The organism is Dysgonomonas sp. UBA7710, assembly GCF_002482385.1.
Lineage (GTDB): Bacteria > Bacteroidota > Bacteroidia > Bacteroidales > Dysgonomonadaceae > Dysgonomonas.
Genome location: NZ_DLFW01000024.1, coordinates 58,440 through 70,920 on the forward strand (window position 1 = coordinate 58,440; position 12,481 = coordinate 70,920).

Genomic DNA, 12,481 nt, shown 5'->3' on the forward strand with positions numbered 1-12,481 from the left:
ATAAACCACATAAAAACAATTAATTATGAAAATGAAGAAAATTTTAAACAGTATTGCAGAAGCGATAATTTCTAGTATTATTCTTTTATCTGCATTCGCAATCATAGTGTGTATAATATATCTAACACCTAATCCAATTGGTGTTCTAATATTAATAATACTTCTTGTTGTCGCAGGGGTTATTCGCTCTTATAATAGAGTTGAAAATAATGAAAGTATAGGAACGAATGACATATTATATTTACAAGAGGATGAGATACCTGTTCGAGCCTACAAAATTTGCGAATTTCAAACTTTCTATAGCTGGGTCAATCATGCTTCGTCGTGGCTAGGGAGTTATAATAAAGGTGAAATTATTTGTGTTGATCGTTACGGATACCAGTGCTACATTGGTGCACAATTTCAATTTGCACATGATCACGATCTATTTCCGGTTACTGCTTATGTTTTTATTAAGAATACAGAAGTTAACAAACCTAAACAACAACAATGATAACCCCTTATAAAACAAACACAGCATACCCGAATACTATCCGGACATTCTCCGGCAAGTATATGAATGTATTTGCCCCTACTATCGATATGATATGTATAGAAGATATTGCACATGCATTATCTATGCTCTGTCGCTTTGGCGGTCATACATCCGAATTCTATTCAGTGGCCCAGCATAGTATATTATGTGCCGATCTTGTAGCTGAACCGTATAAGCTGGAAGCACTTTTGCACGACGCCGCAGAAGCATATCTAGTGGATCTACCCAGCCCGATTAAACATCGTATGTCTGAGTATAAAACGATAGAAGATAACCTGATGAAAGTTATTGCTAAAAAGTTTAATCTAGCATACCCGTTTCCAGAAGCAATACACAAGGCAGATAAAGATATGTTGAAATATGAATGGGACAGCTTGATCGAAGGTTTCAATAAGTTTATTATACCTTGGTCTCACATGGATGTAAAGAATGAGTTCTTGAGTCGCTATAATATTTATAAAAGATAACAACCATGATACTATCCTATAAACAAAAATTTCCGTGGGGAGAACCTACATATTTCAGGGAACAAATCAGGAATACAGCTTTCGATTATATCGGTTCCTGCATATCCCAATATGATAATGAAGGCAATAATCTTTCTGATCTATGGATTGTGAACCGGAAGATACATACTATCCGGGACGATATCTATAATCGCTGGAAGCCTGGCATGATAATACAGCATGCTTACGGTGTAAGAACATCTAACTATGAGTGTTTTGCTACCGGACAATGCATTCATATACAAATTCTGAAAATAGAAAAAGTAAGCTGGCGTGATATTATTACCGATCCGCGCCAAATAAAAGCTATTGAAATGACGCCGGGCAAGGATTCTGATGTTTTTCAGCTATATGTAGATGGACGGTTATTGAACGGATCAGAGATAAACTTTCTAGCCAAGAATGACGGATTTAGTTCTACCGCAGATTTCTTACGCTGGTTCAAAGAGCCGGGAGTTAAGAAGATTATTCATTTTACAGACTTTAAATATTAGTAGAATGACCCTCTCTGAAACATTTTTATTACTCATGGTTTACACGGCCGGCTTAATGCCGGACTTTCTAATCGTGAACGAAGGTGATCCGTTACGAGAGCGACGGCGTATGCCGGAGCGATTAAACGGATTACCGGGAGTGAACACCTCTTATGACTCTCTCCTGAAAGCAATTTTAAAGTTTAGAAAGACATGTCTCCGGATATGTCTTTTCTGTTTTTATCAAAATCTCCCCCGTACCCCCTCTGTAAATAAGATAAATTACATGCACACATATTTGAAAAATATTTTTCACCGAAGTGTACCAACATACCAACATACCAACAAAATTTTTATTTTTCAACACACAATGCAGCGTATTATATTATATATTAATTATTTAGATAAAAATATTAATATAATATACCTCTGTTGGTACGTTGGCATTTTGTTGGTATGTGTTGGTATGCTTTTTCGTGTCTGTTGGTATGTTTTTCTGTTAAATTTATGTTTGTTGGCCGTGTTGGTATGATATTTTACACATTATCGTGTGTCTTTATTTTGTGATATTATTAAAATTCAGTAACTTAGGTGTAAAAAACTTTATTTTGTTGGTATGTTGGTACGTTGGTATGAAAATACGCCATATCTATAACCTAAAATATATTTCAATATGGATACATCTAATTCAATAGTCGTAAATATGGATGCTTACCTGGTCGCTTTCGTGGTTGGTGTCCTTCATGGTAAAGGGAATTCAGCTATTGTTCCCAGAGATCATTATTTTGGTTCACTCCTGTATAATTTATTGGAAAAAGTACCTGAAGACTGCCATTTTGTACCCTCGGTTCATTATCGGAAAGTACAGCTTACGTTATATATCAATTCTCTCGGCCGTGCTGTAGATTCCCGTAAACGCCCCGATACACATTATTATTTTCCCCGATCTAAACAACAGGAGTTTGAAAAAAGCATTCGATTGTTTTTCGATGAACTATTTTTCACCGTAGTATCTATTACAGTGGAATACACCGAAGATCAGATTAAAAAATTAATTGAAAGTTTTTGTGACAACTACGGAATAGATTATGCACAGCATTCCGACGCTTTAATAAAAAAATATTATCGGGAACGGAAAGTAAGGGAAAATAAGTTGTGTATTTTTCATCCATAGATGTCCTGCGCTTTTTAACAATAATATTCTTTTTTATCATGTATTTTTCATCCATGGGTGTCCTTTAAAATTTAACAGTTATGAAAGAAATATGTCTTTATTTTGATATTATACCTCTGTCTAATGTAGAGTACGTCGATCGTAATAATATTAGTATGCTAAACGATAAACTTTACGACCGTTTCTATGCCGATTCTCTAAATATAAATGTTACCTCTGATTCATCGGAAGCCGGAGATGCTTGGTCTGTAAGTGAAACCGTTAGTGTAGATAAGGTTACTAATGATATAGCTATCAGGTATTCATATTTACGTTCCTCTGTTCTTATTGTTTACTATTCCGATGGCTCGCGCACCATATACGGATCACCTCAATATCCGGTTATGGTTTTGCTTACCCGTGAGCAACAAAAAGACTCTCTCAAATTCAGCCTTACAACTACCGTTAGCCCTATAATATAGTCCTTTCCGTCGCGCTATTGTTTGCACAATTTTGTGTCAAACAATAGCGCATGAATCCGTATTTACAGCTCATATCCTTATTTTCTTCGGCTTCCGCACGATTCTATTGTACCGAAGCCGAATTGTCTGCTGCTTTGCTGTCTGTAATTCATTTTTCAGATAAGTTCAGTGTATCCGAAGATAACTTTCCTGTCTACAAATCCCGTATGGCATTGGAAACTATACCTCTTTTATCTTCACTTCCGGATAAAGATATTTATGTTACTACCGATTACTCTTCAGACGAATTAAAGCCCGGATCATTAGCGTACTATCCAATAAAAGGAATGATTACGGCCGACTCCCGTTGGTGGTTTTCTTCCAAACAATTTGTTTTGGATCTGCTCGACTCCGAAGCAAACCCTTCTATTAATGCTCATTTTTTACATGTCAAATCTGGCGGAGGCGAAGCCTGGTATCTCGATGAAGTATCCAAAACGCTTTCAGGCTTGAATAAACCTGTGTATACGCTGGTCGAAAAAATTGCCGCCAGTGCCGGATATTATATCGGTGTACACGGTAAGGTTATTAAAGCCTTAACACAAAACGATCTCGTTGGCAGTATCGGAACTATGGTCGACGGGCTTGATATTATGCCTTATTTCGAAAAAATGGGAATTGTCCGTATTCGTGAGACTGCCACACGTTCCGACCTCAAAAACAAAAAGTATGAAGATTTGAAAAACGGTAAACCCGAGCAGTTTATCCGAGAAGAATTAGATCCCTTACAGCAGCAATTCGAGTCTGCCATACGCTCTGCCAGGCCGCAGTTAAATGATATCCCCGATGATGATCCTGTTTTCCGTGGCGAATCTTTCTATGCATCCCCTCCCGCTATCGACAAAAAACTGATAGACGGCCTTACCTCTTTTGATAGCGCACTGGCCGAAGCTGCTGCTATGGGAAAAGAATGGGCTAGAAATCAGAATAATCGCAAATCCCTTATGTCTTACATATAATTATATCTGAATGAAAAAATTTTTTCAAACATTAAAAGGTATTTTTCAGAAACTTAATCTGATAGATAAGGCCCAGGCTGATCAGCTATCGGAAGAAGAATGGAAAAATATAGCCCAGGAGTATGAAGCTCAAAATCCAGGGCGTAATTTTGATACGGATCTGGCTACTGCTTTAAAAGAAGAGAACGATGCCAAAGCGCTAGCCGAACAACAACGTTCTCAAATATTGGCTATTGCAAACCGGGTTTTACCGGCTTCTAATGAATCTGAAAATAATGGAGGTGAAAGTGAAAATGAAGGTTCACCTAAACCTTCAGATAATGTGGATCCGGTAGCGATTGTACAGAAAATGGCTGACGCTATTGAAAGTATGGCCGCGAGAGCTAACCACGATAAAGCGGAAGACGAGACCAAGCCGGTATTCAATATCAATGGACCGGGTACAAACAAAACTCACTTCCTGGGTATAGCACATTCAATGTTTTCATTGGATAAACGCTGGAACAAAATTGCGGCTAACACAAGTTATGCCACTCAGAATCCTACGCCTACAGCCGAAGACTTCGAAGAATTTACAAAAGAATATCGCGCTTTCGGGTTAAGCCTGTCGCAGCGTTATGCTTATCTCAAAGAGAATAATATGCTCGATGCTAAGCGCTTGATGGCATTCGAGAATGATTATTCCGGACTGGATCCTGCTAATTTGCCGGATTACTATCTTATTCGCCGTCAGGATGCTTTGATAGCACGCCTGATCACAATGTATAACATCTATGATGTATTTCCGCGTCGTTATGGTGTGCAGGACCGCGAAGTGATGTTCTCAGCATTCTTCGATACTGTATCCCAGGCATGGCAGGAAGGCGAAGTCTTCAAAGGTAAGATGGATCTTCAACCGGAACTGGCGTATGTAGACGACGCTATGATCAAGTTGAAGTTCAAGCCTATGAAAGAGATTGAGCGTATGTATATAGGTTATCTGAATACAGAAGGCTCTGATCCTATGAAATGGTCTCTTATCGAGTGGCAGATACTTAATGTTATGACTCAGGCCATAAGTGAGCAAAATCACCGTCGTATTATGGGTGTTTACGTACATCCTGAAACCGGTATACCGGGACATTATCTGAATTCTTCTACAGGTATTGTTTACACCCTGATTCGTTATGCACATGAATTCAAACTTAAGATTCATGACGATTCTGCTTATATGGGTTATACTGATAGCACATTCCTTGAAACCGTTCAGGATATGCTGGAGGAAATCAAACTCGATATAACAGAAGATTATACTGTTCCTTTCGAAAAGCTCTCTGTTATCCTGAATACGAACCATAAGCTTTGGTGGAAAAAGAACTGTCGCGCAAAATACGGCAAGGATCTTGATTTTACAGGCCCTGACAGCATGATGAATAAGGTTCCGGATATTGATACGCCTATAATATGGCTTCCTAACCTTGGCAATCTTCCGTTTATCTTAGTTCAGGAGCCCGGGAACCTGCAATGCATAGAATATCTGCCTGGCGAAATGCTTGCTTTGCAGTTTGAGCGTGCGATGGAAGTATACAAGGCTTGGAGTGTATGGAAAGAAGGAACTTCAGCATCTTTCATCGGGCAAAAGTTCTCGACGAAAGCCGCGATGGATAATAACAACTTCCTGCGTCAGCGCGTATTTATGAACAAACCCGCTTCTTACCTGGCCGATGGCGCTACAACTATCAACGGGGCAAACGGTTTCTGGTTCGTAACACAAGCAAACACTGCAGCTACTGCTCTGACCGATATTGCAAATATCCGTCCAGGTGTGGCCTATATTCTCGAAATAGGCAGCACGACTAATGCCACAACGATCGCTAGGACTGGCAAATTTTCTGAATTGTCGGCTGCCTTTTCGCCTACGGCGGTAGGGGACTATATAATGCTTGTTCCAAATTCCGATAAAACTAAATTTTTCGAACTGGAACGTATGGTCGGAGGTGTCCGCACTATCAATGCTGCATTGCAGCCTAACGTGCCGGGTGTACGATAAATAAGGTAGGGAGGCTCCGGCCTCCCGAATCCCTTTTCAGATAATTGATTATTTAAATATAAAAATACATTTCAATGACACAATTAGACAAACATTTGAAATATGTAAATCAGAAAGCCCTGGCACGTCGCCAATCTCTACTGTTCCGCTCTCTGATGCTTATAGGGCTTGTGTTTATGGCCGTCTCCGTTTATGGAGCGATTATAGAACCTCATAATGCCCTGGAGAATATCCTGGTTACTTCCGGTACCGGATCACTGGCTATGTGCGCCATGGTATCAATAAATGATGTGGCTGACAGAGATACATCCGGTAATGCAATCGGATATAAGGTATGGCTTATTCCTGTATCCGATATCGATGATTCTGTTCCGTTTCCTACGGTAAACGTAAATAGAGAGGTTTCCTCTATTCCAATGAAATCCGGAAAATATATGCACTATTTCGAGGCGCATGTAATACCTACCTTTATATCGAATGGAACGAAAGAGGCAAATGCGGTAACTATCACTGGGACCAATACATTTACTGTTATTATGGGAGGTAATAGAGCCGAGCTGTTAAATTTTATTGAAAATTATGCCGGGACTAAGTTTGTCGTAATATTCAAAGAATGTGAGAGTAATATAATGCAGGGTATTGGAAATCCTTGTAAACCGGTTGTTTTAAGTACTTACGAAAATAAAAACGACGCCGATAGCCGGTCTGTCACATTTACGTTTACTCAGACTACTATTCAGCAACCTTGGACTTACATTGGTGGCATCGTTACCCAGGATCCTGTTACTGTACCTGCCGGTACCACAACTTTGCCTATTGTTGCAGGAAATAACAGATACATCTTACCAAACGGTACATCTGCTACATATGCTGTCGATGCTGTATCCGGTATTACTGCCGCAGATGTAGGGCGTGTAATTGCTCTTATAGGTGACGGTACTACGAATGCCGCAACCGTGGCCGATGGCGACCCGTTCCTTTTGGTAGATGGTGCTACATGGACTGCATCCAAAGGTAAGGAATTACATCTGAAGGTATTCGATGCTAATACCCTGATAGAGGTTAACCGGATATAAACTTAAAAACTATTGAATTATGATTTCACTTAACAGAGAAAAAAGAGGTCACTTCAATAGATTGCGGGCTGCTTCCCATGTGGAGGCAGACCTTGCATTATTGAAGTCGATAGATCCGAACCATTCGCTGATCGTAAAACCATCCGGTAAAGATCAGAAATATGCTGATGACGTGCTTTACGCACTTCTTTCTCTTACCAACGATTGTGATATTGTTTCATTTCGTCGTCAGTTTGCCAAGGCAAAGCTCCAAAAGGCCCATACAGAAACCCTTAAAAAACGCTTTGCCGATTATATAGCTAAGGTGGAAGTCGAGAAAGCAATCGATATAAAACTTCTTATAGATAAAATATCAGAGGGCTTGCTATTGGTTGTAACTCCGGTATTGCCTGTGGGTGAAGAAATTTTCCCTGCCGAAATTGAGATATTTTCTATTGACAACGAAAAGTTCGATATACGCCTGACCGCCGAAGCGGTAATTGCTCGTGAAGCTGCTGCCAAACTCAAAAAAGAGCAGGGAGAAGCTGAACGCAAAAGATTAGAGGCTGAATCTGCTGCAAATGTTTTAGCGGAAAAAGAGTCTGAACTGGATGAGAAGGAAGAGGAATTACTTAACAAAGAATCTGATTTGGAGGATAAAGAAATTGAACTATCCAAAAAAGAAGATCGGTTGGATGAAAAAGAGGCTGAATTGGCAGTTAAGGAAACTGACCTGAAGAATAAGTCTGCCATTGAAAAAAAAAGCGTCTCAAAGAAGAAGAGTACCCGCAAATAAAGTGGAAAAACTATCTCGATGATGACGTTAAAACGGCTACGCTTATTTATTCAGACCGGATAAATACGCACAATCAAATGAAGGTTCTTGATGTACTGCTCGACACTAAGCCTACCGCGAAAGCTGTGATGGAAATGGCAGAATTGCGCATCAGGAACCTTCTTTGTTTCCGTGAACTACAATCATTCAATGACTCCGGTAAATGGATACAGAAGCATCCTTTGATTACTCACCGTAGTGCTTATTCCCGCCTGGAAGAATTGTTTGCGCTCGATCATACCCGGTTTATGGATGAATACAACCGCTGTTGCTGTAATATATCACGCTATGAGTCTTATCTGCGAAGCGAAAAACGAATTGACAAACGAGACACGGATAAAGCCCTTCTTCAAAAGCATACCGAAACGAAATCAATATTTGAATCTGTAATAGAGAACAATAGGTTATGAAATATGACAAAATTACATACAGATATGACTGTAAGAATGATCGTATAAGATTGTTTTTTTTGGGTACACGTGAGGATTCAATGGGTAAATGGAATTCATCCGGGAATTATGGGGATATCTATGAATGTACCTCACATTTTGTATTCATAAAAGTATTTGGGGCTAACCCATCTCTGGTTACTGACACTTTAGAGGAAATGTTTTCTGTCATAAAAGAAACAACCGGATGTAATCCTGAATTTGAACAATAGACTATGACGCATTTCGAAATATTATCTAAACTGGATCCGGCTATAATTTCTCATTTTCTTGAAACTGGCCAGTCTGAAGGTATTCCTCCCGAAACCCAACAATGGCTACAGGAGATATCTATGGCCTATGAGGAATACGATAAGAATAGGAATATTTCCAAAGCTGCCGAAAGTCTTAAAGTCCGGATTACGGCGAAATTCCGGAATAAAATTAGTGTCCGTACATGCCAGGAACGTATTTATTCCGCTCTGGAATACTTCCATGTCGACAATATTGTTTCGGATAAGGTATGGTATATCGATTTTGCTAATAAATACGAAGAAGACGCCGAAAAAGCCATTCAGGCCGAAGATTTCCGAGCTGCATACATGTTTCGCAAAGCTGCTGAAGAATGCCGCGAAAAATCGAGTGTTGCAGCTAGTCTCGATGTAAAATTTATACCTGTATTCCTTATCTCTAGTGATATTTCAATTATAGATGCTGGCTTCGAGCCTAAAAATTTAAAAGAAATAGCGAAAAAGGATAATGAAGGATACTATGTGCGGCAAATTAATAGTCTGCCTATTGATGAACCAGAAAAGAAAAGATTACGTATTGACGCCAATCTTCCGGAAACTCCATGCATAGAACTAGAAAGTGATTGATTATGGCTTTTGATGAACAATTAGACTGGTCTCAGCAATATTACATGAATATGGCGCAAATACGGGCCACATTGATTGATCCGAATGTTCTGATAGCTGAAATAGCTCGTGCCGGAGGTAAGACAGAAGGTGTTATGGGTCCTCGTATTCTGCGTGTCGCGGATGCTATGCCCCGTGAATTGGCCTTTCTTGTACATAAAACATACGCCGCCCTATTGTCTAACATTGTACCCAATCTTATCTCCTATTTCAATAAACCGATTCTTAATGGTCAGCGCTGTATGCTTGAGGAAGGGCTCGATTATGTAATAGGTACAGCTAAATTACCAAAACATTTTTCACGTCCTCGTTATCCGATCTATTACCCGCGCCATTCTATTGTATTGCGCAATGGTTTCAACATACAGCTCGTTTCTTCCGATCAGCCTGATTCCGTAGCCGGTCGATCAGGTGTGCATGCTTTCATTGAGGAAATGAAGCATAATAAAGGTGAAAAATTAAAAACAAGACTTTTCCCTGCTCTTCGCGGTAGTGATAATCGCGATGTTCGCAATCACCATCTATACCAGGGTATAACAGGTGTATCCGATACCGCCCGGGTCGATCTGGGGGAAGATAACTGGTTTGAAGAATACGAAACCAATATGGATATGGATCTGATCAATGAGATTGCTTCTGTAGCCAAGCCTGTAAACGACGCTATGGTAATAAAAACGCATTTCGACTGGTTGCAAAGAGAAGTCAAAGCCAAACATCGGGATATATTTGAGTTAACACCTCTTTATCCGCAATACGAAAAAGCTCTCAAAACTCTTCATTTGTGGGAACGCCGTCTTAGTACCATGCGGACACAGGCCTCTTACTACATGCGTGCCTCTTCTTTTGTAAATAAAGACTTCCTCGGACAAAAGTTTTTCAAAACACAGCTCGAATCTCTCGATATGGAAGAATTTCTTACTGCTATCTGCGCAATACGTATACGTGCCGTTGTCGATCGTTTCTTTGCCAATTATGTACCTAAAGTTCATCAGTTTAGTAACAGTTATAAGAACGACATGCTGCTGAAGGTCGATCTTATGGGTGGCTTTCGCATTACCGCCGGATATCTTAAATACTACAATCCGGATGATGAATTACTCTTGGGTTACGATCCCGGCAAATTCCAGAGCCTCACGGTGTCCCAAGAAAAACGGTTCGGGGAAGAAGTACGCACGATCAAAGAATTTACATGCTACTCTCCGGCTGATCAGACACATTTGGCACTCGATTTTTATAACTTTTTTGGAGAAGATGCACGCAACAAACATCTGAAACTGTATTATGACCGTGCAGGCAATAAGACAAAGGAGGAACTCGAACAAATAACTACAGATGCCCGTCTCCTGAAGGCCGAACTGGAGCGTTACGGATTCTATGTAGAATTAATGAACGAGGGGCAGCCTACAATCTACTACTGGCAGCAAAAGAAACTACTGGATTACATATTCAGCAATAAGTTTGCAGCCTTTCCGCGGCCTTATATTTGCGAAAATCAATGCCCGAACCTTTGTTCGTCTATTATGCTTAGCCCTATGAAAAAGACTACAGACGGCAAGATAGAACTCGATAAGACTTCTGAGAAGAAAGTACCAATGAAGCTACAGGCCGGAAGGTCTACGCAGCTTCCATCAGCCCTTATTTACTTCTATTTTGGCCGTTATGGGCATCTGTTACCTAACGAATTCAGCACAATACCTGATAATTTACCTGAAAACACTGTTATTTGATGTATTTTATCCTCTAAAATTTATCTTTTCAGGTATATAGTCATATCTGTTTTACATCGACTGATTTGTCAATCAATTCACATTCAGTCTTTATTTTGAAAAATAAAAAAAATAAAACTTTTTACATCTTTCGAGATAGCCGCGAACGCTGACTTTCTCACACGCATTTCAAAAGGGGTTGCCCGCGGCAAATGTGATTTAAGTTAAAATTAACATTTAGGTCAAAATATTAACATTATCCTGTATTTGGTGTTGATATACAGTGTGTTATGTGTATTTACATATATAGAGTACGGTATCATTTTTTTTCTGGGGCTATAGGTGGGGCGGTGCTGTGTACACATGGTGTGATACATATAAACATACCGGCTGATAATATTATGTATTGAATGTTAAATTATTTTATACATTTGTGAAAACTAAATTAATAAGCACAAAATGTTAGCAGTAATCTTTGTCTTGGGTGTAATACTAGTTCTTTCTGCTTTAATATTTGGATTTATATATCTGGTTGTATATCAAGGTAAATTAGATTCAAAGAGGACATTAGAACTACATAACTATTATGAGGCTAAAAAAAGAAATGAACTATCCTATAAAAAACATTTAGAGGATATTTATACTAAAGAGCTATCACGGCTTGAAAATAAAAGGTTAAGGCTCGATCTTTTAAGAGAAAGTACCAATAATGAATTTGATATTTTGTTTTTTGAATTAGCAGGATTATATTACAGATCAGTTCGAGCGAAGAAAATTGCAAATGAACTTGAGGCTGGTGACTTTCTGGAATTGAAGAGAGAGCCGAGTAATCAGTTTGATTCTAATGCTGTTAAGGTGTTGCATAATGGGATACATATAGGTTATGTACCTATTGAAAATTCTGAAGAGGTATCAAATAACTTGAAAAATGACAGCTTGTTTTATTTCGCTGTCATTGATTTCACTATTCCGGATCCTGATGATATCGCGACAGTATATATTCGGTTGTTTCCCAGAGAGGGACGTTTAGCAGTGGATTATTTCAAATAACTTAATTTATAAATATATGAGTATTCTATTAACTATCGTAGGGGTTCTGTTTGCTATATTGCAAATAATGCTATTTTTTAAATTATGGGGAATGACTAATGATATAGGGGAAATAAAGAATAAATATCTGAATACGGAATACAAAAAGGAAAATGCGAATTTAGAACATTTTACATCATCGGAAGATGTACCGGCATCTAAAAGTAAATATAAATACAAAGAAGACAGTACACCTACTGGTATGTATATCTTGATCGTTATTGCTGTTATTCTTATTGTAGGTATTATTATAAGTTATATAACTAAATAAAATA

General features: G+C 38.9%; 15 protein-coding genes. All 15 read left to right on the forward strand.

The window, feature by feature from the left end; all coding sequences use genetic code 11:
* Positions 1-25 precede the first annotated feature (25 nt).
* The 15 genes from B3317_RS08095 (at position 26) to B3317_RS08165 (ending at position 12,477) form a co-directional block, all read left to right on the forward strand.
* Positions 26-493 carry a hypothetical protein gene (locus tag B3317_RS08095; protein ID WP_291110439.1) on the forward strand — a complete coding sequence of 156 codons (468 nt, stop codon included), beginning with the start codon at positions 26-28 and terminating at the stop codon, positions 491-493.
* The gene (locus tag B3317_RS08100; RefSeq protein ID WP_291110441.1) at positions 490-1,002 is read left to right on the forward strand and encodes a phosphohydrolase; all 513 of its coding nucleotides are present in this window, start codon (positions 490-492) and stop codon (positions 1,000-1,002) included. The genes B3317_RS08095 and B3317_RS08100 overlap by 4 nt, the downstream gene beginning before the upstream one ends.
* Positions 1,003-1,007: 5 nt before the next feature.
* Entirely contained in the window at positions 1,008-1,535 is a 528-nt protein-coding gene (locus B3317_RS08105) for a hypothetical protein (RefSeq protein WP_291110443.1), read from the forward strand.
* Positions 1,536-2,187: 652 nt separating this feature from the next.
* Positions 2,188-2,688, forward strand: coding sequence for a hypothetical protein (locus B3317_RS08110; RefSeq protein WP_291110445.1), 501 nt, complete (start codon positions 2,188-2,190; stop codon positions 2,686-2,688).
* An 80-nt stretch (positions 2,689-2,768) separates the two neighbouring features.
* On the forward strand, positions 2,769-3,149 hold the full coding sequence (locus B3317_RS08115) for a hypothetical protein (protein WP_291110447.1): 381 nt from the start codon (positions 2,769-2,771) through the stop codon (positions 3,147-3,149).
* A gap of 50 nt (positions 3,150-3,199) precedes the next feature.
* Positions 3,200-4,147, forward strand: a complete 948-nt coding sequence (locus tag B3317_RS08120) for a S49 family peptidase (RefSeq protein WP_291110449.1) — start codon at positions 3,200-3,202, stop codon at positions 4,145-4,147.
* Between the two features lie 10 nt (positions 4,148-4,157).
* A complete protein-coding gene (locus B3317_RS08125) occupies positions 4,158-6,176 on the forward strand; it encodes a hypothetical protein (RefSeq protein ID WP_291110451.1) in 2,019 nt (672 codons plus the stop codon).
* A gap of 74 nt (positions 6,177-6,250) precedes the next feature.
* Positions 6,251-7,252 (forward strand): hypothetical protein, encoded by a 1,002-nt coding sequence (locus B3317_RS08130; RefSeq protein ID WP_291110453.1) that lies wholly within the window; start codon positions 6,251-6,253, stop codon positions 7,250-7,252.
* Between the two features lie 19 nt (positions 7,253-7,271).
* On the forward strand, positions 7,272-8,027 hold the full coding sequence (locus B3317_RS08135; protein WP_291110454.1) for a hypothetical protein: 756 nt from the start codon (positions 7,272-7,274) through the stop codon (positions 8,025-8,027).
* Positions 8,028-8,104: 77 nt separating this feature from the next.
* Positions 8,105-8,476: a hypothetical protein gene (locus B3317_RS08140; protein WP_291110457.1), complete on the forward strand. Its 372-nt coding sequence runs from the start codon at positions 8,105-8,107 to the stop codon at positions 8,474-8,476.
* Positions 8,473-8,727, forward strand: a complete 255-nt coding sequence (locus B3317_RS08145) for a hypothetical protein (protein WP_291110458.1) — start codon at positions 8,473-8,475, stop codon at positions 8,725-8,727. The genes B3317_RS08140 and B3317_RS08145 overlap by 4 nt, the downstream gene beginning before the upstream one ends.
* 3 nt (positions 8,728-8,730) lie before the next feature.
* Entirely contained in the window at positions 8,731-9,372 is a 642-nt protein-coding gene (locus tag B3317_RS08150; protein ID WP_291110460.1) for a hypothetical protein, read from the forward strand.
* 2 nt (positions 9,373-9,374) lie between these two features.
* On the forward strand, positions 9,375-11,138 hold the full coding sequence (locus B3317_RS08155; protein WP_291110462.1) for a hypothetical protein: 1,764 nt from the start codon (positions 9,375-9,377) through the stop codon (positions 11,136-11,138).
* A 438-nt stretch (positions 11,139-11,576) separates the two neighbouring features.
* The gene (locus B3317_RS08160) at positions 11,577-12,167 is read left to right on the forward strand and encodes an HIRAN domain-containing protein (protein WP_291110464.1); all 591 of its coding nucleotides are present in this window, start codon (positions 11,577-11,579) and stop codon (positions 12,165-12,167) included.
* Between the two features lie 16 nt (positions 12,168-12,183).
* Positions 12,184-12,477 carry a hypothetical protein gene (locus tag B3317_RS08165; protein ID WP_291110466.1) on the forward strand — a complete coding sequence of 98 codons (294 nt, stop codon included), beginning with the start codon at positions 12,184-12,186 and terminating at the stop codon, positions 12,475-12,477.
* The last annotated feature ends 4 nt before the right edge of the window (positions 12,478-12,481 follow it).